Origin of the sequence: Shinella zoogloeoides (assembly GCF_003574625.1) — a bacterium.
GTDB lineage: Bacteria > Pseudomonadota > Alphaproteobacteria > Rhizobiales > Rhizobiaceae > Shinella > Shinella zoogloeoides_A.
On the sequence record NZ_QNUJ01000008.1, the window covers coordinates 110337 to 130010 of the forward strand.

Here is a 19674-nt window from a genome sequence, read left to right on the forward strand (position 1 = left end):
AACAGCGGGCGGCTAGAACCTCGTCAGACACGAAAGTCGTGTTTCGCAAACGCGGTGACCACGGATGTACTGGCACCTGCGCGAAACACTTCCCCGGTCAGGCCGGGATGAGGAAGCGGGGGTTCAACCCTCGCTTTTTTCATTTGTGCGGCCGGGTTCGGCTCCCCCTTGTTGCGCAGGTTCGGGTGAAGGCGTGTTTCCGCGCCGGGCGGGAATTGCTCCGGCCCGCCGATTGCCTTACCCATGAGGCCGCAGGGCGGCCGCCTTGCGGCTCCTGCCTCTCCCGGACGGTTTCATGTCGGACGTCGCCTTCAATGTCCTGCCCATCTTCGCGCTGATCCTGATCGGCTGGCTGCTGGTCCGCACCGGCTATCTCAGGGAGGAGCTGGGCGAGGGGCTCGGCGAGTTCGTCTTCCGCGTCGCGGTGCCGGTGCTGCTCTTCCGCACCATCGCGGAGGCGAATTTCTCCGGCGAATCGCCGCTGCGCATCTGGGTCGCCTATTTCGCCGGCGTCGCCTTCACCTGGACCGTCGCCCATCTCGCGGCGACGCTCGGTTTCGGGCGCGACCGGCGCATCGGCGTGCTCGCCGGGGTCTCCTCCGCCTTCGCCAACACCATCTTCATCGGCCTGCCGCTCGTCTCGCGCATCGTCGGCAACGACGGCGTGGTGGCGCTCTCCGTCCTCATCTCCGTGCATCTGCCGGTCATGATGATCGCCGGCACGGTGCTGATGGAGCGGGCCGAGCGCAAGGAGCACACGCGCGAACCGCAGAGTTTTGCGGCGCTGCTGCTCGGCATCGGCCGGAGCCTCGTGCGCAATCCGCTGGTGATCGGCCTTGTCGCCGGCGCGCTGTTCCATACCGGCGGCGTTCCGCTCTCCGGCCCGGTGAAGGTGGTGATCGACCAGCTCGCGGCCCTTGCCGCGCCTGCCGCGCTCGTCTCCATCGGCATGGCGCTCAACAAGTACAAGGTCGGCGGCAATGCCGGCATCGCGCTCGCCATGACCGGCCTCAAGCTCCTCGTCCTGCCGGGCTCCGTCTATGTCGCCTGCCGGCTGCTCGGCCTTTCGCCGGAATGGACGGCGGCGATGGTGCTGACCTCTTCCGTGCCGACGGGCGTCAACGCCTGGCTGCTCGCCAACCATTTCGGCGTCGGCCACGCGCTCGCCTCCTCGACCATCACCATGACGACGGCGTTCGGCGTCTTCACCGTTTCCTTCTGGGCCTGGCTGCTCGGCTGAGATTCCCCTTCGCCGGCAACAAAAAACCCGGCGCGAAGGCCGGGTTTTCCAAATCCGTGGCTGGCGCTCTTTTTACTGAGCGGCCGGCTGTTCCGTCGTGGTGCCCTGCGTCGCGCCGCCTTCGGCCGGAGCTGCGCCCTCGGTCGTGGTTGCCGCGCCGCCTTCGGCCGGGGTCGCTGCGCCGTCCTGCGTTGCCGCAGCGCCGCCTTCGGTGGCCGCGCCGCCCTCAGCGGGGGCTGCGCCTTCCGTCGCGGCCGCGCCTTCGCTAGAAGCGGTCGGCAGCGGCGCCGGATTGTCGGAGAGCGTGCGCAGATAGGCGATCAGGTTGGCGCGCTCGTCGTCCTTCTTGAGGCCGGCGAAGCCCATGGCGGTGCCCGGAACGTGCTTCTTCGGCGCTTCGAGGAAGAAGTTCAGGTGGTCGAAGTCCCAGACGACCTTGTGGCCTTCGGAGAAGGTGGTCATGCCTGCGGAATAGCTGAAGCCCTCATGCGAGGCGATCGGGCGGTTGACGACGTCCCAGAGGTTGGGGCCGACCTTGTTCGGTCCGCCCTTCTCCCCGGTGTGACAGCTCGCGCACTTCTTGAAGACGGTTTCGCCTGCGCCCGCGTCGGCGCTGGCGAGCAGGGTCGCGATCGGAACGGCCTTCGCGGCTTCCTCGCCGCCCGCTGCCTCGCCGCCCGTTTCCTCGGCCACGATCGCGAAGCCTTCCTTCTCGGGAGCGCCCGAATGGAAAATGCCTTCAGAAGCGATCGACACGGACATCAGTACGAAGACGGTGCCCAGAAGGGCACCCACGCCCATGTTCACATAAGAGTTCATCCAAACGCTCCCCTAGCAACCGGCGGACCTGACACCGGCCAGTCTTGAAATCGCGCGGAACCTATGTCTTTTGCTGCTTCGTTGCAACAGTGATTGTAGCCCCCGCACTGAGACTTATTGACACTTTTCCAGGGGGTTTTGAAGGGCCTGAGATGAATCGCGCCAATTTTGACAAGAGCCTCGTCCTCATTCCTGCGCGCATGGCCTCGACCCGGCTTCCCGGCAAGCCGCTCGCCGACATTGCGGGCTTGCCGATGATCGTGCAGGTTGCGCGCCGGGCTGCCGCCGCCGATGTCGGCCGTGTCGTCGTCGCCGTCGATCACCAGGACATCTTCGACGCCGTCGTCGCGGCGGGCTTTGCCGCGGTGATGACCCGTGTCGACCACCAGTCCGGCTCCGACCGCATCCACGAGGCGTTGACCAAGAGCGACCCGGAAGGCCGCGCCGAGTTCGTCATCAACGTCCAGGGCGACCTGCCGACCATCGATCCGGAAACCATCCGCGCCGCCCTGCGCCCGCTGGAGAACGCCGCGACCGATATCGCGACGCTGACGACCGAGATCCGCGACGAGCACGAGAAGACCAACCCCAACGTGGTCAAGATCGTCGGCTCGCCTGTCGGCGAACGCCGCCTGCGGGCCCTCTATTTCACACGCGCGACCGCGCCTTACGGCAACGGCCCGCTCTACCACCACATCGGCCTTTATGCCTATCGCCGCAAGGCGCTGGAGACCTTCGTGACGCTGCCGCCCTCGACGCTGGAAAGGCGGGAATCGCTGGAGCAGCTTCGGGCGCTGGAGGCGGGCATGCGCATCGATGCGGAGATCGTTGACACCGTTCCGCTCGGTGTCGATACTCCCGCCGACCTCGAAAAGGCCCGCGCGATGCTCGCCGCCCATCCCATCTGATACGGATACCTGCCATGATCACGAAGACCAACAAGATCGCCTTCCAGGGCGAGTTCGGCGCGAATTCCGACATGGCGAGCCGCGACATGTTCCCGAACATGGAGCCGCTGCCCTGCCAGACCTTCGAGGATGCCTTCCTTGCCGTCGAGAACGGCGATGCCGATCTCGGCATGATCCCGATCGAGAACACGATTGCCGGCCGCGTCGCCGACATCCACCATCTCCTGCCGGAATCGCGCCTGCACATCGTCGGCGAATATTTCATGCCGATCCGCTTCCAGCTCATGGTGCTGCCGGGCGTGACGAAGGACGAGGTCCGCACGGTCCACAGCCATATCCACGCGCTCGGCCAGTGCCGCAAGATCGTCCGCCTCAACGGCTGGAAGCCGGTGATCGCGGGCGACACGGCGGGCGCGGCCAAGCTCGTCTCTGAGACCGGCGACCGCACCATGGCGGCGCTCGCCCCGCGCCTTGCCGCCGATCTCTACGGCCTGTCGATCATCGCCGAGAATGTCGAGGATACGGAAAGCAACGTCACCCGCTTCGTCGTGCTCTCGCGCGATCCTGTGCCGGTCGTGCGCGACGGCGACGAGACCATCGTCACCACCTTCGTCTTCAACGTGCGCAACATCCCCGCCGCGCTCTACAAGGCGATGGGCGGCTTCGCCACCAACGGCATCAACATGACGAAGCTGGAAAGCTACCAGATCGGCGGCAAGTTCTACGCCACGCAGTTCTATGCCGATATCGAGGGCCATCCGGACGACCTGCCGGTGCGGCGCGCGCTGGAGGAGCTGCGCTTCTTCTCGGAAAAGGTCCGCATCCTCGGCACCTATCGCGCGCATCCGATGCGCAGCGCGTTCTGAGCGATCCGCCGGGAACTTGACGATCGTCAGGCGGCGCGGAACCGCGCCGCCGCGCGGGCATTTTTCATGGAAAGGAGATGCCCATGCGCACGATCACCTATATTACCATTCTCGTATCGATGATGGTGAATGCCGTCGTCTTCGGTGCCGGCACCATCGCCATCCTCACCGTCCCGGTCCTCAACGAGCACGCGAAATACCTGCTGCCGGCCTGGATCGTCGTCACCTTCCTCGTCAGTCCGGTCATCGCGCGCTTCGTGGCGCCGAGCCTCAGGCTGCGCGAGCATCCCGGCGACCAGCCGCATCTCGGCCTGCGCTGATCAGCCGTCCCAGTCGAGCCAGTCGCGCATCAGCCGGTGCGCGATGGCGCCCTTCGGCGGTGGCGTGGTCATGCCGGGCGCGACGCCCGAAAGTGCGCCGCGCGCCACCATCGCCGCCGTCTCCTCGCGGGTGAACCAGCGGCAGTCCTCCAGTTCCGTTTCGTCGCGGCGGATGTCGAAGGAGATCGCCTCGCCATAGCAGCCGATCATCAGCGAATGCGGCATCGGCCAGGGCTGCGAGGCGTGGTAGCGCACGCGGCCGACCCGGATGCCGGATTCCTCGAAGGTTTCGCGGCGCACGGTATGCTCGATCGTCTCGCCCGGCTCCAGGAAGCCGGCGAGGCAGGAATACATGCCCTCCGGGAAATGCGGCGAGCGGCCGAGCAGGCACAGGTCCCGCTCGAGATCGATGACCAGCATGATGGCGACCGGGTCGGTGCGCGGAAAGATCGTGTGGCCGCAGGCCTCGCAGACGCGGCGGTAGCCGCCGATCTCCGAGCGGGTCGGCGAACCGCACTTGCCGCAGAAGCGGTTGTTGCCGTTCCAGGTCATCAGGCTGGAGGCCTGGGCAAACTGGCCGAGCAGGTCGTCGTCGAGCATCTGCTGGCGGTAGAGCGTGCGCCCGTCGGCTGCCTTCAGCGGCTCCTGCAGCGTATCGGGATCGGCCTTGACGGGGATCGCCAGCCGCGGCTCGCCGTTCTTCAGGTAGCCGAGCAGGATGGCGTCCTCCGGCATCGGGCCGAGTTCGGCGAGCTCGTAGGGGGCGAAGAGCGGATCGATGATCTTCTCGTCGTGCTTGACGACCAGCTTGCCGCCGGCCAGCGCGAAGGCATGCACGTTCTGCGCCCTGAAAGCCTGCTCCAGGCAGTCCGGCGCACGGTGCTCCGACTGGCGGTCGAGGCTGTTTTCCGCAAAGGCCACCATGGTGCTGGGTTCCGGATGCGGGCGGTAGAGATCGAAAAGCGATGGCTTCATGGGGTCAGTGCGTCCAGCAGCTTGGCGGTGAAGGCCTTGGTTTCCTCGGCCGAGCGCGGCTCGGCGGTGCCGTGGCCCCAGATGGGGCCGGGCCAGTTCGGGTCGCCCTCGCTGCGCGCGACGACATGGACATGGAGCTGGCGGACGATGTTGCCGAGCGCGCCGGTGTTGATCTTCGTCGCGCCGGTCACCGTCTTCAGCGCCTCGGCCACGAGATTGGTCTCGAAGGTCAGCATGGTCTGGTCGAGCGGCGTCAGGTCGAAGACCTCGCTGACATCCGCGCGCTGTGGCACGAGCACCAGCCAGGGCCAGCGCCTGTCCTTCATGAGGCGCAGCTCGCACAGGCCGATCCTCGTTACGAGATCGCTGTCGCGAACCAGCCGTTCGTCAGGTCGAAAATCGCTCAAGGGGTCCTCCCGAATGCTCATTGCAACGCACTACCAGCAAAAGCGTAAAGCGGATTTACGTCCGGTACAGACGATTCATGCCACGCACCCGATTTCGCTCCAACAGTTTTTTATCGCCTCCGCTTGCATTCGGATGGAATATTGCCGATATGGGGAGCGGGAGGTTGGTGGTGGACGAGCCACTCGCCAACCGGGTCAGGTCCGGAAGGAAGCAGCCCTAACGAGCCCCGGCACGGGTCATCGTGCCAGCCTCCCACCTTTCCGTCCTGTCGGGACAGACGTTCGATTAACGGCAGGGTCGATGAGCGACGCAACCTCAAATCCGTCCACCGAGAAGCCGGCCGCCTACCGGGTGCTTGCCCGCAAGTATCGCCCGAAGGATTTCTCCGACCTCATGGTCGGCCAGGAGCCGATGGTCCGCACGCTGACCAACGCCTTCGAGACCGGCCGCATCGCCCAGGCCTATATGTTGACCGGCGTGCGCGGCGTCGGCAAGACGACGACCGCCCGCATCCTCGCCCGCGCGCTGAACTACAAGGCGCCGGAGATCGACAAGCCGACCATCGACCTTCGTGTGCCCGGCGAGCATTGCCAGGCGATCATGGAAGGCCGCCATGTCGACGTCATCGAGATGGATGCCGCCTCCCATACCGGCATCGACGATATCCGCGAGATCATCGAGCAGGTGCGCTACCGCCCCGTCTCGGCGCGCTATAAAGTCTATATCATCGACGAAGTGCACATGCTCTCCACGCAGGCCTTCAACGGCCTGTTGAAGACGCTGGAAGAGCCGCCGGAGCATGTGAAGTTCATCTTCGCGACGACGGAAATCCGGAAAGTGCCGATCACCGTCCTGTCGCGCTGCCAGCGCTTCGACCTGCGCCGCATCGGCGCGTCGGATCTCGTCGGCCTCTTCACCACCATCCTCGGCAAGGAAGGCGTCGAGTTTGAGCCGGACGCGCTCGCCATGGTCGCCCGCGCGGCCGAAGGCTCGGCGCGTGACGGCCTGTCGCTGCTCGACCAGGCAATCGCCCATGGCGCGGGCCGTGTCGAGGTGGAGGCCGTGCGCTCCATGCTCGGCCTTGCCGACCGCGCCCGCATCGTCGATCTCTTCGAGCACATCGTGAAGGGCGACGCGGCGGCGGCGCTGGCCGAATTCGCCGCACAGTACGAGGCGGGCGCCAGCCCCTCGGTCGTGCTGACGGACCTTGCCGACTTCACCCATCTCGTCACCCGCATGAAATATGTGCCCGATGCTGCCGGCGACCAGTCGCTGAGCGAGATCGAGCGCACGCGCGGCGTCGAATTCGCCAATTCCATCGCCGTCACAGCGCTTTCGCGCATGTGGCAGATGCTGCTCAAGGGCATCCCGGAAACGGAAGCCTCCAGCCGTCCTGCGGGCGCCGCCGAGATGGTCATCATCCGCCTTGCCCACGCCGCCAACCTTCCCTCGCCGGAAGAGGCCGCGCGCCGCCTTACCGAGCTTTCGAGCGGCGAGGGCGGCGGCAATGGCGGCCGCGCGCCGCAATCCGGCGGTTCTTCCGGCCAGCCTTCCGCGCAGGCGTCCGTTTCCGCCGTCGCGCGCCAGCCGGATGCACCGCTGCGCGCCCAGTCGAACGGCGCGACTATGCTGCGCGCCGTGCCGCAGGCCGAGCCGGCGCCCCAGCCCGTCGGCCGCACCGAGGCCGCGCCTGCCGAACAGCCGGCCGTCACGCCGAAAGTGCCGGTCCAGTCGATCTCCGACATCGCCGATCTCTGCACGAAGAACCGCGACATCCGCCTGCGCGCCCTCGTGCGCGCCTTTGTGCGCCCCGTCAGCGTCGAGCCCGGCAAGCTGGAAATCGGCCTTGCTCAGGATGCCCCCAAGTCGCTTATCCCCGATCTCCAGAACCGGCTTCTGGAATGGACCGGCATCCGCTGGCTGGTGATCCTTTCGCGGGAGGCCGGCGGGCCGACCCTGTCGGAAGCCGAAACCATGGCGCAGGAAGCGCGTGTCGCCGATGCGCGCCAGGACCCCGACGTCGCCGCCATCCTGCAGCGCTTCCCCGGCGCCAAGATCACCGACGTGCGCATCAAGGTGCAGGAAACGGAAGACGAGGCCGAGACCGTCGAGGCCGTGGCCGCTGCCGAATCCGCCGAGGGCGACATCCTGCCCGGCGACGATATCGAACATTAAGATAGCTAGAGACGAAGAGGAGAGGCCGATGCGCGACATCATGGGCATGATGGGCAAGGTCAAGGAAATGCAGGCCAAGATGGAGAAGATGCAGGAGGAGATCGCCGCGCTCGAAGTGAGCGGCACCTCCGGCGGCGGCCTCGTCTCCGTAACGCTCGACGGCAAGGGCACGCTGAAGGGCCTGAAGATCGCCCCCTCGCTCTTCAAGGAAGACGATGTCGAGATCCTCGAGGACCTGATCGTCGCCGCCCACAAGGACGCCAAGGAAAAGGCGGAAGCTCAGGCCGCCGAGAAGACCAAGGCGCTGACCGCCGGCCTGCCGATCCCGCCCGGCTTCAAACTGCCGTTCTGATCCTGTAGGTTTAGGGCTCAGAGGAGGAATTCCCATGAGCCTGACGACCCTGCTTGTCTTTGCCGGCGCGCTGATGATGGCGGCCGGCTCGCCCGGCCCGAGCATCGCCGCTCTTGTCGCCCGCGTCTTGTCCCGCGGGCCGAGGGACGTGCTTCCCTTCCTCGCCGCCATGTGGATCGGCGAGGGCGTCTGGCTCACCTGCGCCGTGCTCGGCCTTGCCGCCATTGCCGAAACCTTCCAGGCCGCCTTCGTCGCCATCAAGTGGCTCGGCGTCGCATACCTGCTCTATCTCGCCTGGAAGATGTGGTCCGCGCCGACCGATACGGGCGAGGAGGCCTTGCCTGAGGCGCGCTCGGGCGTAAAGCTCTTCTTCGCCGGGCTGACGGTGACGCTCGGCAATCCCAAGATCATGATGTTCTATGTCGCGCTGCTGCCGGCGATCATCGATCTTGGCGCCGTCACGCTCGCCGGCTGGGCGGAACTGGTGGCGACGATGTTCGTCGTGCTCGTCGCCATCGATCTTGCCTGGGTCTTCCTCGCGTCGCGCGCCCGGCTGTTCCTGAAAAGCCCGCGCGCCGTGCGCATCGCCAACCGTGTCAGCGCCGGCACCATGGCCGGTGCCGCGGCCGCCATCGCCACCCGCTGATCAGCCGGTGAGCGCCGCGCGCAGCTTGTCGTTGATCGGCGCGGCGAGGTAGCGGAGGCGGTCCTCCTCGGCAAGGTTTCGGCCGTAGGTGCGCAGCAGTTCCGGCATGGTGACGGGCTCGCCGTCGAAGGGCGTGTAGGTCACGGCATCGCCGGCCTGGATGACGCCGTCGCGCAGGACGCGGCAGTAGAAGCCCGGCCGGCCCGCCTGCATGAAGCGTTTCGCAAAGGCCGGATCGCCCATCCGGGCGGTCAGCGTGTTGCAGGGAATGCGGGTGGAGGTCACTTCGAGGAGCACGCTCTCCGTCTCGAACCGGTCGCCGACGGAAACGCTGCGGCTGTCGACGCCCGAGATGACGAGGTTTTCGCCGAAGGTGCCGGGCGCGACGGTGCGGCCGAGTTCCTTCGACCACCAGTCGAGATCGACGGAGCCGAGGCCGTAGACCGCCTGTTCCGGCCCGCCATGGTGCTTGCGGTTGCAGATGGCGTCGCCCAGAAGGCCCTCGCGGTCGACGACCAGCGCCGCATCGGTCGGCGTCTTGAAAATGCCGGTCTTGTAGCTTTTGCCGGGAACCGGCCGGGCAAGGCCCGTGCATACCGCGACTATCCTGATCAGCGCTGCCTCCCGGGAGGTGGATTCCGTTTCTCCTTGATATGGGCTAGATACCGGCAATGGCAAAACGAGTCACCGGCCCCGAAATCGAAAAACTCATCCAGCTTCTGGCGAAGGTGCCGGGCCTCGGGCCGCGCTCGGCGCGCCGCGCGGCGCTGCATCTCGTCAAGAAGAAGGACCAGCTTCTCGGCCCCCTCGCCGAGGCGATGGGCGAGGCGCATCGCAAGGTGCGCATCTGCTCGTGCTGCGGCAATGTCGATACCAGCGATCCCTGCACCGTCTGCACGGATGTGCGGCGCGACCAGTCGGTCATCATCGTCGTCGAGGACGTCTCCGACCTCTGGGCGCTGGAGCGCGCGGGCGCGATGAACGCGGCCTACCACGTTCTCGGCGGCACGCTCTCGCCTCTCGACGGCGTCGGGCCGGACGATCTCAACATCCGCGGCCTCGTCGACCGGGTGGCGAAGGGGGACGTGCGCGAGCTGATCATCGCCGTCAACGCGACCGTCGAGGGCCAGACGACGGCGCATTATATCACCGACCAGCTCACCGGCCTCGACGTGAAGATTACACGCCTCGCCCATGGCGTGCCGGTCGGCGGCGAGCTCGACTATCTCGACGAAGGCACCCTGACGGCGGCGCTGCGCGCCCGCACGGCGATCTGAGGAAGGTTTTTGACGATGCTTGGATGGCTGCGGCGTTTCACCCCCCTCTGCCCTGCCGGGCATCTCCCCCACAAGGGGGGAGATCGGCTGGGGGTAAGGCGGTGCCACGATTCAATCTCCCCCCCTGTGGGGGAGATGCCCGGCAGGGCAGAGGGGAGTATCGCAACCCGCCTCGTACTCGCAATTGCCATGACCCTTGCCGCTCTCCCCGCCCATGCCGCCTCCAAGGCCGAGGTGGAGAAGATGTTCCGCACCTGGATCGACAAGGACCTCTGGCCGTCCGCGCAGAAGGCCGGCGTCGGCGAGAAGACTTTTCGCGCTGCGATGGAGGGTGCGACACTCAACTGGGACCTGCCCGACCTCGTTCCGCCCGGCTCCAGGCCGAAGAAGGAGCAGGCGCAGAGCCAGGCGGAGTTCTCCTCGCCGGGCGCCTATTTCTCCGAAAAGCGGCTACAGAGCCTTGCCGGCCGGGGAGGCAGCCTTGCCAGCACCCATGCCGCCACGCTGCGCAGGATCGAGAAGCGCTTCGGCGTGCCGGGCGAGGTCGTCCTTGCCGTTTGGGGCCGCGAATCCGGCTTCGGCAGCGCGAAGATCCCCTATTCGGCCGTGGACGTGCTGGCGACGAAGGCCTTCATGTCGACGCGCAAGGACATGTTCCGCAAGGAGCTGATCGCCGCCCTCCATATCGTCGACGGCGGCGACCGCACGGTGGACCAGCTCAAGGGCTCCTGGGCCGGCGCGCTCGGCCAGCCGCAGTTCATGCCGACGAGCTTCCTGAAATATGCCGTCGATTTCGACGGCGACGGCGTGCGCGACATCTGGGGCTCGGTGCCGGACAGCCTCGCCTCCATCGCCAATTACCTGGCGCAGAAGGGCTGGCAGGCCGGCCGCGGTTGGGGTTACGAGGTCTCCATTCCGGATGGCGTCTCCTGCGCGCAGGAAGGCCCGGACCTCGCCAAGCCGATCTCGGCCTGGGCATCGGGCGGCATCACGCGCATTTCCGGCAAGGCGTTTCCGGCCGGCGAGGCGAAGGCATCCGGCATGATGCTGGTGCCGGCCGGAACGCACGGACCGGAATTCATCGTCACGCCGAATTTCTACGTGATCAAGGAATACAACAATTCCGACCTCTACGCCCTCTTCATCGGCAATCTCGCCGACCGCATCGCCTTCGGCAGCGGCCCGTTCCGGGGCGAATGGGGCGATGTCGGCAAGATGCTGCGCTCGGACGTGCTGGCCATGCAGAAGGCGCTCGTCGCCAAGGGCTACGATGTCGGCAAGGTCGACGGCCTGCCCGGCTACAAGACGCGCCGTTCGCTCGGTGACTGGCAGGCCAAGAGCGGGCTTGCGCCGACCTGCTATCCCGATGCCTCGCTGAAATCCCGGCTTCGCTGATGCTTGAGGCGGCTCCGCCTCAATGGATTTCCATCTGCTGCTTGAACCGCTCGTATTGATGCGGAACGATCGTCTGCCGCTCGATCATGCGGTGGACGCGCGGCGGCTCGGTGCCGCGATGCAGGAGGCTCAGCTTCTCGCCGTTGGCGGCGTCCGCATGGGTGCGGCGCTGGTTGTGGCGCACATATTCCACCCAGGTCGGCACGTGGTAGGTCTCCGTCCAGACCGTCGGGTTCTCCAGGTCGCGCATCAGCGCCCATTGGCCGGCGCCGTCGCGGATGCGGATGCGCCGCCGCTCGGTCATGGTCTCCAGGAATTCGGGGATGTCCGCTTCCGCGATCTCGTAGTCGATGAGGATGACGATAGGCCCGCTGCGCGGCTTCAGGTCGAGCGGCAGGTCCGGTTCGCTGAAGCGGCCCAGCGGGTCGACATTGAGGCTCTGCAGTTCCGGCAGGCCGTAGCGAAGGCCGAGCGCCGCACCGGCGATCATGACGACGGCGGAGGCGAGAAGCGCGGCCTGCGCGCCATGCGTGTCGGCCGTCGTGCCCCAGATCCAGCTTCCGGCGGCGATGCCGCCGAAGGTCGTCGTCTGGTAGAGCGAGAGCGCGCGGGCGACGACCCAGCGCGGCGTCGAGAGTTGCACGGTCGTGTTGAACAGAGAGAGCGCCATCACCCAGGAGGCGCCGGCGATGAGGAGCACCGCGCCGGTGAGGATGGCGGACGAGCTGAGCGCGCAGACGCTCGCACTCACCGCAAAACCCGCAAAGGCAAGGCGCGCGATGGTCTCGCTGGTCAGGCGCTCGCGCACCGCGGCATTCATCAGCGCGCCGCTGATGGCGCCGAGCCCGAAACAGCCGAGCAGCACGCCGAAGGTGAGCGGCCCGCCCGCCACGAGGTCGCGGGCGATCAGCGGCAGCAGCGAGAGGATGGAGCTGGTCGCAAGGCCGAAGGCGAAGCCGCGCAGCAGCACCTTGCCGATGTTCGGCGACATGGAGACGTAGCGCAGGCCCGCCGAGATGGCGCGGCCGAAATCCTCGCGCGGCAAGGCGCGCGGCGAGATGTTGGGCTGCCAGCGGAAGAGCGCATAGAGCAGGGCGAAATAGCTGAGCGCGTTCGCGGCGAAGGCCGCCGCCGCGCCCGCCGCCGCCACGATCACGCCGCCGATGGCGGGGCCGACGCTGCGGGTGATGTTGAAGCCCATGCTGTTGAGCGAGACGGCGGCCGGCAGGTCCTCGCGCGGCACCATGTCGCCGACCGAGGCCTGCCAGGCCGGGTTGTTGAGCGCGGTGCCGCAGCCGATCAGGAAAGTGAAGGCAAGGAGCAGCCAGGGCGTGATGAGGCCGTACCACGCAAAGACCGTCAGGGCGATCGAGACCGCGAACATGAAACACTGCGCCGTCAGCATCAGCCTGCGCCGGTCGAAATTGTCGGCAAGCGCCCCGGCGGCGACGGAGAAGAGCATGATGGGCAGGGAAGTCGAGGCCTGCACCAGCGCCACCATGTTGGCGGAGGAGGAGATCGAGGCCATCATCCAGGCCGCGCCGACGGACTGGATGAGCCCGCCGAAATTGGAGATCAGGCTTGCCGCCCAGATCAGCCGGAAGGTTTCGTTTCGGAAGGGGGCGAGGGGGGATGTCCGGTCCGGCACGATGGGCACTCATTCTCGATGCAGTGTTGTGTGCAATCTAGTCCATGGGACGAAAGCGGCAAGCCGGTGGCGGCGATTGTCTCGAAACTGTTCGTTTGTGGATTGGGCCGCCCCTCACCCTAGCCCTCTCCCCGCAGGCGGGGAGAAGGTGGCCGGCAGGCCGGATGAGGGGTCATCATTGGGCGCTGGTGGGGACGGACGGAATGCCGAACTTGCAATTCCGGCGAACCCGGTCTATATCACCCTCAAATTCTTGATCGTCAGATGAAGAGTGGGCCCGCGAGGACCCGCTCTTTTTTATTGCCCCGATCAAGCGCATCATAACGACTTTCCCGGGAGGGCATGTCATGACCGACACGACCCAGACAGAAATCGCCGCCGAGCCGCGGCTCGTCGTCGAGACCGGCCTCGACCGGCGCGTTGCCGACATCATCGAGCCGACCATCGAGCAGATCGGCTACCGCCTCGTGCGGGTCCGGCTTTCCGCGCAGAACGGCGCGACGCTGCAGATCATGTGCGAGCGCCCGGACGGCACGATGACCGTGGAGGACTGCGAGCAGGTCTCCATGGCCGTCTCGCCGGTGCTCGACGTTGAGGATCCGATCGACAAGGCGTATCATCTGGAAGTGTCGTCGCCCGGCATCGACCGGCCGATGGTCCGCAAGTCGGACTTTTCGCGGTGGCTCGGCCACCTGCTGAAATGCGAGACGTCGATCCTCGTCGACGGGCGCAAGCGCTTCCGCGGCAAGATCGTCGCGACCGACGAGAACGGTTTCACGCTGGAACGCGACCAGCCCGCCGCCGGCGACGAGCCGACGGTCGTCATCCCCTTCACGGCGCTTGCCGAGGGCCGGCTGATCCTGACCGACGAGCTGATCCGCGACGCGCTGGCCGCCGACAAGAAGGCGAAGGCGGCGCAGGCCGCCAACCAGAACGACGAAGACGGCGACGACGAAGAATAGTTTGTGAGTGCGTTCCGCCCTTGCGGCGGAGCGGAGAGGACGGAACCGGAGCGGCGCGCCGCTCCAGATATTGCCGGCGGCGATGCCCCGGCCTGAGACCATGGAGACCTGAAAATGGCAGTCAGTGCGAACCGGCTTGAGCTTCTGCAGATCGCGGATGCCGTGGCCCGTGAAAAGGTCATCGACCGCGAGATCGTGCTTGCCGCGATGGCCGACGCCATCCAGAAGGCGGCCCGCTCGCGTTACGGCACGGAATCCAACATCCGCGCCGACATCAATTCCAAGACGGGCGAAATCCGCCTCCAGCGCCTGCTGGAAGTCGTCGAGCACGCCGAAGATTACTCGACCCAGATCCCGCTGGAACTGGCGCGCGACCGCAACCCGGACGCCAAGCTCGGCGATTTCATCGCCGACCCGCTGCCGCCGATGGATTTCGGCCGCATCGCCGCCCAGTCGGCCAAGCAGGTCATCGTGCAGAAGGTGCGCGAAGCCGAGCGTGACCGCCAGTACGACGAATACAAGGACCGCATCGGCGAGATCGTCAACGGCACGGTCAAGCGCGTCGAATACGGCAACGTCATCGTCGATCTCGGCCGTGGCGAAGGCATCATCCGCCGCGACGAGATGATCCCGCGCGAAAACATGCGCTACGGCGACCGCGTCCGCGCCTATGTCTACGACGTGCGCCGCGAGCAGCGCGGCCCGCAGATCTTCCTGTCGCGTACCCATCCGCAGTTCATGGTGAAGCTCTTCACCATGGAAGTGCCGGAAATCTACGACGGCATCATCCAGATCAAGTCGGTTGCCCGCGACCCCGGCTCGCGCGCCAAGATCGCCGTCATCTCGAACGACTCGTCGATCGATCCGGTCGGCGCCTGCGTCGGTATGCGCGGCTCGCGCGTCCAGGCCGTCGTCGGCGAGCTTCAGGGCGAGAAGATCGACATCATTCCGTGGTCGCAGGATCCGGCCTCCTTCATCGTCAACGCCCTGCAGCCGGCGGAAGTCGCCAAGGTCGTTCTGGACGAGGATGCCGAGCGCATCGAAGTCGTCGTTCCGGATGAGCAGCTTTCGCTCGCCATCGGCCGCCGCGGCCAGAACGTGCGCCTCGCCTCGCAGCTCACCGGCTGGGATATCGACATCCTGACGGAAGCCGAAGAGTCCGAGCGCCGCCAGAAGGAATTCAACGAGCGCACCAACCTCTTCATGGAATCGCTCGACGTCGACGAGATGGTCGGTCAGGTTCTGGCTTCGGAAGGCTTCGCCGCCGTTGAAGAGCTTGCCTATGTCGATCTCGACGAAATCGCCTCCATCGACGGCTTCGACGAAGACACGGCCCAGGAAATCCAGACCCGCGCCCGCGAATATCTCGAGCGCATCGAGGCCGAGATGGATGCCAAGCGCAAGGAGCTCGGCGTCGCCGACGAGCTGCGCCAGATCGACGGCATGACGGGCCAGATGCTCGTCGCCCTCGGCGAGGACGGCATCAAGACGATCGAGGACTTCGCCGGCTGCGCCGCCGACGACCTCGTCGGCTGGACCGAGCGCAAGGACGGCGAGACGAAGAAGTTCGAGGGTCTCTTCTCGAAGTTCGAGGTCTCCCGCGCCGAGGCCGAAGCCATGATCGTGCAGGCCCGCCTTGCGGCCGGCTGGATCACGGAAGAGGACCTCGCCACCGAGGAAGAGGCCGTGGAAGGCGCCGAGCAGGACGCCTGACCGGCGTCCCGCGCGGTTCGACATGCCGTTGGCCACGTTGCACAGCGGTTTGCGTTGGCAAGAGCGGAAACCTATATGGGCAAGAAGGACGACGGCGTGAACGACCGCATGTGCATCGTGACGCGCGAAAGCGGCGATGCGGATGATCTCATCCGCTTCGTCGCAGGTCCCGACGGCAGCGTCGTGCCGGACCTGAAGCGTGAACTCCCCGGACGTGGATGCTGGGTGAAAGCCGAACGGGCGATCGTCGACAAGGCGGTCGCCAGGAAGCTTTTCGCGCGTGCGCTGAGGGCGGACGCCAAGGCGGGCCCGGAGCTCGGGGCCGATGTGGACCGGCTTATCGCGGCCCAGCTCGGCGGCATGATGAACATGGCGCGCAAGGCCGGCCAGTTCATCACCGGCTCGACGAAGGTCGATCAGGCGGTGCGCTCTTTGGCCGCCCTTGCGGTGTTCCATTCGACGGACGCGGCAGAGGACGGCGTGAGAAAGATAGACCAGGCGAGGAAGGCTGCAAGCTTCCTCACCGAGGACGAAACGGAAATACCCTCCTTCAGGCTCTTCTCCGAGGGCGAATTGGAGGGCCTTTTGGGCCAGAATGCTTTTATCCATGCCGCAGCGCTTGCAGGGCAGGCGGGTGAGGGTGTAGTGAAGCGCGCAATCATGCTCGAAAAATACCGGGGCGGCGCCCGGGTGGGAGCACATGGCGGCGCTGGCCAGCCAAACCAATGACGCGGTCACCGGCTTTCGCCGGCCGCTATCGCATTGGACGAAAACAATTGAACGACAGGGTCTGGTGATACGCATCCGGCCCTGATCTTAGGAACGGAACGGAATGACCGACAACAAAGACGACAAGACGATCAGCGTGGCGGGCAAGAAGACCCTGAGCCTGAAGCCTTCCGGCGTCCAGCAGGGCACCGTGCGCCAGGACATGGGTCGTGGCCGCACGAAGGCCGTTGTGGTCGAGACCCGCAAGCGCCGCATCAACCGCCCGGAAGACGAGCGTCCCGTGACCCCGGTCGCGCCGGTGCAGCGCCAGCCCGAGCCGCAGCAGTCGCGTCCCGTGCAGCAGCCCTCGCGCCCGGCCCACCAGCCGCAGGCCGAGCAGAGCCGCCCGCGCGTCGGCGTCGTGCTGAACCAGCTTTCGCCCGATGAGGTCGAGGCCCGTCGCCGCGCGCTTGCAGAAGCGCAGATCCGCGACGCCGCCGAAGCGCGCCAGCGCGCCGAGGACGAGGCCCGCCGCAAGGTGGAAGAGGAAGCCCGTCAGAAGGCCGAGGAAGAAGCCCGCATCATCCGCGAGAAGGAAGAGGCCGAGCGCCGCGCCGCCGAGGCCGCCGCACCGGCGCCTGTCGCCGCGGAAGAGGTTGCCCCGCAGCCGGTGGCAAAGCCCGCCGCTGCCGCAGAAGCCCGCCCGCAGCCCGGCCGCACGCCGGTCCCGGCGCCTGCCGCAACCCCGCTCGCCGGCCGTGGCCGCCGCGAAGCCGATGAGGACGATGACAAGCGTCCGCGCGGTGGCGCGCCTGCCAACCGCGGCGCCGTCAAGCGCCCGGAACCGGCAAAGGTCCCGGCTCGTCCGAAGGCCGACGACGGCCGTCGCCAGGGCAAGCTGACGCTGACCACCGCGTCGAGCGACGAGGACGGCGCGCAGCGCGGTCGTTCGCTGTCGGCCATGCGCCGCCGCCAGGAGAAGTTCAAGCGCAGCCAGATGCAGGAGACCCGCGAAAAGGTCATGCGCGAAGTCATCCTTCCGGAAACCATCACCATCCAGGAACTGTCGCAGCGCATGTCCGAACGCGCCGTCGACGTCATCAAGTACCTGATGAAGGAAGGCCAGATGATGAAGCCCGGCGATCTGATCGACGCCGACCTGGCTGAACTCATCGCCGGCGAATTCGGCCACACGGTCAAGCGCGTCTCGGAATCCGACGTCGAAGAAGGCATCTTCAACGTCGCCGACGAAGAAGGCGATCTGGAATCCCGTCCGCCGATCGTGACCATCATGGGCCACGTCGACCACGGCAAGACCTCGCTGCTCGACGCCATCCGCCACGCCAACGTGGTTGCCGGCGAAGCCGGTGGCATCACGCAGCATATCGGCGCCTACCAGGTCGAGCAGGACGGTCACAAGATCACCTTCATCGATACGCCCGGCCACGCCGCCTTCACCGCCATGCGTGCCCGCGGCGCGCAGGCGACCGACATCGCGATCCTCGTGGTGGCGGCCGACGACAGCGTGATGCCGCAGACGATCGAGTCCATCAACCACGCCAAGGCGGCTGGTGTCCCGATCATCGTGGCGATCAACAAGGTCGACAAGCCGACGGCGGACGTCCAGCGCGTTCGCACGCAGCTCCTCCAGCACGAGGTCTTCGTCGAATCCATGGGCGGTGAGACGCTCGACGTGGAAGTGTCGGCCAAGAACGGCACGAACCTCGACAAGCTGCTCGAAGCCATCCTGCTGCAGGCCGAAATCCTCGATCTCAAGGCGAACCCGAACCGCACGGCGGAGGGCGTCGTCGTCGAAGCTCAGCTCGACCGCGGCCGTGGCTCCGTGGCGACGGTTCTCGTCCAGACGGGTACGCTCAAGCCGGGCCAGATCATCGTCGCCGGCGACCAGTGGGGCCGTGTGCGCGCGCTCGTCAACGACAAGGGCGAACACGTCAAGGACGCCGGCCCCTCCATGCCGGTCGAGGTTCTCGGTCTTTCCGGCACGCCGGCTGCGGGCGACAAGTTCGCGGTCGTCGAGAACGAAGGCCGTGCCCGCGAGATCTCCGAATACCGCCAGCGCCTCGCCCGCGAAAAGCAGGTGGCGCGCCAGACGGGTTCGCGCGGCTCGCTCGAGCAGATGATGAACCAGCTCCAGAATTCCGGCCTCAAGGAATTCCCGCTGCTCATCAAGGGCGACGTGCAGGGCTCCATCGAAGCCATTGCCGGCGCGCTCGACAAGCTCGGCACGGACGAGGTGCGGGTCCGCATCGTCCATTCCGGCGCCGGCGCCATCACCGAGTCGGACATTTCGCTCGCCGAAGCGTCCAACGCCGCCATCATCGGCTTCAACGTCCGTGCGAACGCACAGGCCCGCTCGCTTGCCGAGCGCCAGGGCATCGAAATCCGCTACTACAACATCATCTACGACCTGGTGGATGACGTGAAGGCGGCGATGTCGGGTCTCCTGTCGCCGGAGCGCCGCGAAACCTTCCTCGGCTATGCCGAGATCCTCGAGGTGTTCAACATCACGAAGATCGGCAAGGTCGCGGGTTGCCGCGTCACGGAAGGCAAGGTCGAGCGTGGTTCGGGCGTCCGCCTCGTGCGCGACAACGTCGTCATCCACGAAGGCAAGCTCAAGACGCTCAAGCGCTTCAAGGACGAGGTCTCGGAAGTCAATGTCGGCCAGGAATGCGGCATGGCCTTCGAGAACTACGAAGACATCCGCGTCGGCGACCAGATCGAATGCTTCCGCGTGGAGCACGTCACGCGCACGCTGTAAGCTGCCGGCGATCAGATCATCATGCGGGCGCCGGACATTTTCGGCGCTCGCATTTTTTTGAAGGTGACCACCATGACCAGAGCAACATCCTCGGCGCCGTCGCAACGCATGCTGCGCGTGGGCGAGCAGGTGCGCGCGGCGATCACCCAGGTGCTCCAGCGCGGCGAAGTGCGCGATCCGCTTCTGGAGAAGACCGTGATCTCCATCTCGGAAGTGCGCATGTCGCCCGACCTGAAGCACGCGACCGCTTATGTCACGCCGCTCGGCGTGAAGGACCACGAGGCGGTGATCGAGGCGCTGAACCGCAATGCGAAGTTCATCCGCGGCCGTCTCGGCCCGCAGCTTCGCCAGATGAAGTACATGCCGGACGTGCGCTTCCGCGACGATACCAGCTTCGACAACTACAAGAAGATCGACGACCTCCTGCGCTCGCCGGAAGTCGCCCGCGATCTTGACGCCGAAGACGGCGACGACGATCAATAA

General features: G+C 66.4%; 19 protein-coding genes and 1 other RNA gene. 15 read left to right on the forward strand and 5 right to left on the reverse strand.

What is annotated here, in order from left to right:
- Positions 1 to 295: 295 nt before the first annotated feature.
- Complete coding sequence (locus DSD28_RS16970) at positions 296 to 1240, forward strand: AEC family transporter (RefSeq protein ID WP_119257612.1); 945 nt, start codon at positions 296 to 298, stop codon at positions 1238 to 1240.
- Positions 1241 to 1312: 72 nt separating this feature from the next.
- Here the strand turns inward: DSD28_RS16970 and DSD28_RS16975 are convergent, their stop codons facing one another.
- The gene (locus tag DSD28_RS16975; protein ID WP_119257613.1) at positions 1313 to 2059 is read right to left on the reverse strand and encodes a c-type cytochrome; all 747 of its coding nucleotides are present in this window, start codon (positions 2057 to 2059) and stop codon (positions 1313 to 1315) included.
- A gap of 152 nt (positions 2060 to 2211) precedes the next feature.
- On the opposite strand from DSD28_RS16975, the gene DSD28_RS16980 reads away from it, so the two are divergent.
- From DSD28_RS16980 to DSD28_RS16990, 3 genes are all read left to right on the forward strand, one after another.
- Positions 2212 to 2967 (forward strand): 3-deoxy-manno-octulosonate cytidylyltransferase, encoded by a 756-nt coding sequence (locus DSD28_RS16980; protein WP_119257614.1) that lies wholly within the window; start codon positions 2212 to 2214, stop codon positions 2965 to 2967.
- A gap of 14 nt (positions 2968 to 2981) precedes the next feature.
- Positions 2982 to 3833 (forward strand): prephenate dehydratase, encoded by an 852-nt coding sequence (locus tag DSD28_RS16985; protein WP_119257615.1) that lies wholly within the window; start codon positions 2982 to 2984, stop codon positions 3831 to 3833.
- A gap of 83 nt (positions 3834 to 3916) precedes the next feature.
- The gene (locus DSD28_RS16990) at positions 3917 to 4153 is read left to right on the forward strand and encodes a hypothetical protein (RefSeq protein WP_119257769.1); all 237 of its coding nucleotides are present in this window, start codon (positions 3917 to 3919) and stop codon (positions 4151 to 4153) included.
- On the opposite strand, the gene nudC is transcribed toward DSD28_RS16990, so the two are convergent.
- Together nudC and DSD28_RS17000 are read right to left on the reverse strand one after the other, a co-directional pair.
- Positions 4154 to 5128, reverse strand: a complete 975-nt coding sequence (gene nudC, locus DSD28_RS16995) for an NAD(+) diphosphatase (RefSeq protein WP_119257616.1) — start codon at positions 5126 to 5128, stop codon at positions 4154 to 4156.
- The gene (locus DSD28_RS17000; protein WP_162911439.1) at positions 5125 to 5556 is read right to left on the reverse strand and encodes an HIT domain-containing protein; all 432 of its coding nucleotides are present in this window, start codon (positions 5554 to 5556) and stop codon (positions 5125 to 5127) included. The genes nudC and DSD28_RS17000 overlap by 4 nt, the downstream gene beginning before the upstream one ends.
- A gap of 138 nt (positions 5557 to 5694) precedes the next feature.
- Between DSD28_RS17000 and ffs the strand changes: the two genes are divergently transcribed.
- The 4 genes from ffs (at position 5695) to DSD28_RS17020 (ending at position 8709) form a co-directional block, all read left to right on the forward strand.
- An RNA gene (ffs, locus tag DSD28_RS17005) (signal recognition particle sRNA small type) lies at positions 5695 to 5792 on the forward strand.
- Positions 5793 to 5836: 44 nt separating this feature from the next.
- Positions 5837 to 7711, forward strand: coding sequence for a DNA polymerase III subunit gamma/tau (locus DSD28_RS17010; RefSeq protein WP_119257618.1), 1875 nt, complete (start codon positions 5837 to 5839; stop codon positions 7709 to 7711).
- A gap of 28 nt (positions 7712 to 7739) precedes the next feature.
- Complete coding sequence (locus DSD28_RS17015) at positions 7740 to 8063, forward strand: YbaB/EbfC family nucleoid-associated protein (protein WP_119257619.1); 324 nt, start codon at positions 7740 to 7742, stop codon at positions 8061 to 8063.
- A gap of 34 nt (positions 8064 to 8097) precedes the next feature.
- Positions 8098 to 8709: a LysE family translocator gene (locus DSD28_RS17020; RefSeq protein ID WP_119257620.1), complete on the forward strand. Its 612-nt coding sequence runs from the start codon at positions 8098 to 8100 to the stop codon at positions 8707 to 8709.
- On the opposite strand, the gene DSD28_RS17025 is transcribed toward DSD28_RS17020, so the two are convergent.
- Positions 8710 to 9321, reverse strand: coding sequence for an MOSC domain-containing protein (locus DSD28_RS17025; protein WP_119257770.1), 612 nt, complete (start codon positions 9319 to 9321; stop codon positions 8710 to 8712).
- 59 nt (positions 9322 to 9380) lie between these two features.
- On the opposite strand from DSD28_RS17025, the gene recR reads away from it, so the two are divergent.
- Both recR and DSD28_RS17035 read left to right on the forward strand, forming a co-directional pair.
- The gene (gene recR, locus DSD28_RS17030; RefSeq protein ID WP_119257621.1) at positions 9381 to 9986 is read left to right on the forward strand and encodes a recombination mediator RecR; all 606 of its coding nucleotides are present in this window, start codon (positions 9381 to 9383) and stop codon (positions 9984 to 9986) included.
- Between the two features lie 189 nt (positions 9987 to 10175).
- A complete protein-coding gene (locus DSD28_RS17035; protein WP_245424862.1) occupies positions 10176 to 11381 on the forward strand; it encodes a lytic murein transglycosylase in 1206 nt (401 codons plus the stop codon).
- Positions 11382 to 11400: 19 nt separating this feature from the next.
- On the opposite strand, the gene DSD28_RS17040 is transcribed toward DSD28_RS17035, so the two are convergent.
- The gene (locus DSD28_RS17040) at positions 11401 to 13029 is read right to left on the reverse strand and encodes an MFS transporter (RefSeq protein WP_119257771.1); all 1629 of its coding nucleotides are present in this window, start codon (positions 13027 to 13029) and stop codon (positions 11401 to 11403) included.
- A gap of 347 nt (positions 13030 to 13376) precedes the next feature.
- Between DSD28_RS17040 and rimP the strand changes: the two genes are divergently transcribed.
- The 5 genes from rimP (at position 13377) to rbfA (ending at position 19674) form a co-directional block, all read left to right on the forward strand.
- Complete coding sequence (gene rimP / locus DSD28_RS17045) at positions 13377 to 13991, forward strand: ribosome maturation factor RimP (RefSeq protein WP_119257623.1); 615 nt, start codon at positions 13377 to 13379, stop codon at positions 13989 to 13991.
- Positions 13992 to 14105: 114 nt separating this feature from the next.
- Entirely contained in the window at positions 14106 to 15704 is a 1599-nt protein-coding gene (gene nusA / locus DSD28_RS17050) for a transcription termination factor NusA (protein ID WP_119257624.1), read from the forward strand.
- Between the two features lie 75 nt (positions 15705 to 15779).
- Positions 15780 to 16433 (forward strand): RNA-binding protein, encoded by a 654-nt coding sequence (locus DSD28_RS17055; RefSeq protein ID WP_119257625.1) that lies wholly within the window; start codon positions 15780 to 15782, stop codon positions 16431 to 16433.
- Between the two features lie 103 nt (positions 16434 to 16536).
- Positions 16537 to 19191, forward strand: a complete 2655-nt coding sequence (gene infB, locus DSD28_RS17060; protein ID WP_119257626.1) for a translation initiation factor IF-2 — start codon at positions 16537 to 16539, stop codon at positions 19189 to 19191.
- 72 nt (positions 19192 to 19263) lie between these two features.
- Positions 19264 to 19674, forward strand: a complete 411-nt coding sequence (rbfA, locus tag DSD28_RS17065) for a 30S ribosome-binding factor RbfA (RefSeq protein WP_119257772.1) — start codon at positions 19264 to 19266, stop codon at positions 19672 to 19674.

Excerpts from the sequence above, each read along its gene's own strand:
- DSD28_RS16970 (WP_119257612.1), top strand. The coding sequence starts at position 296 with ATGTCGGACGTCGCCTTCAATGTCCTGCCCATCTTCGCGCTGATCCTG.
- DSD28_RS16975 (WP_119257613.1), bottom strand. The coding sequence starts at position 2,059 with ATGAACTCTTATGTGAACATGGGCGTGGGTGCCCTTCTGGGCACCGTC.
- DSD28_RS16980 (WP_119257614.1), top strand. The coding sequence starts at position 2,212 with ATGAATCGCGCCAATTTTGACAAGAGCCTCGTCCTCATTCCTGCGCGC.
- DSD28_RS16985 (WP_119257615.1), top strand. The coding sequence starts at position 2,982 with ATGATCACGAAGACCAACAAGATCGCCTTCCAGGGCGAGTTCGGCGCG.
- DSD28_RS16990 (WP_119257769.1), top strand. The coding sequence starts at position 3,917 with ATGCGCACGATCACCTATATTACCATTCTCGTATCGATGATGGTGAAT.
- nudC (WP_119257616.1), bottom strand. The coding sequence starts at position 5,128 with ATGAAGCCATCGCTTTTCGATCTCTACCGCCCGCATCCGGAACCCAGC.
- DSD28_RS17000 (WP_162911439.1), bottom strand. The coding sequence starts at position 5,556 with ATGAGCATTCGGGAGGACCCCTTGAGCGATTTTCGACCTGACGAACGG.
- DSD28_RS17010 (WP_119257618.1), top strand. The coding sequence starts at position 5,837 with ATGAGCGACGCAACCTCAAATCCGTCCACCGAGAAGCCGGCCGCCTAC.
- DSD28_RS17015 (WP_119257619.1), top strand. The coding sequence starts at position 7,740 with ATGCGCGACATCATGGGCATGATGGGCAAGGTCAAGGAAATGCAGGCC.
- DSD28_RS17020 (WP_119257620.1), top strand. The coding sequence starts at position 8,098 with ATGAGCCTGACGACCCTGCTTGTCTTTGCCGGCGCGCTGATGATGGCG.
- recR (WP_119257621.1), top strand. The coding sequence starts at position 9,381 with ATGGCAAAACGAGTCACCGGCCCCGAAATCGAAAAACTCATCCAGCTT.
- DSD28_RS17035 (WP_245424862.1), top strand. The coding sequence starts at position 10,176 with ATGACCCTTGCCGCTCTCCCCGCCCATGCCGCCTCCAAGGCCGAGGTG.
- rimP (WP_119257623.1), top strand. The coding sequence starts at position 13,377 with ATGACCGACACGACCCAGACAGAAATCGCCGCCGAGCCGCGGCTCGTC.
- nusA (WP_119257624.1), top strand. The coding sequence starts at position 14,106 with ATGGCAGTCAGTGCGAACCGGCTTGAGCTTCTGCAGATCGCGGATGCC.
- DSD28_RS17055 (WP_119257625.1), top strand. The coding sequence starts at position 15,780 with ATGGGCAAGAAGGACGACGGCGTGAACGACCGCATGTGCATCGTGACG.
- infB (WP_119257626.1), top strand. The coding sequence starts at position 16,537 with ATGACCGACAACAAAGACGACAAGACGATCAGCGTGGCGGGCAAGAAG.
- rbfA (WP_119257772.1), top strand. The coding sequence starts at position 19,264 with ATGACCAGAGCAACATCCTCGGCGCCGTCGCAACGCATGCTGCGCGTG.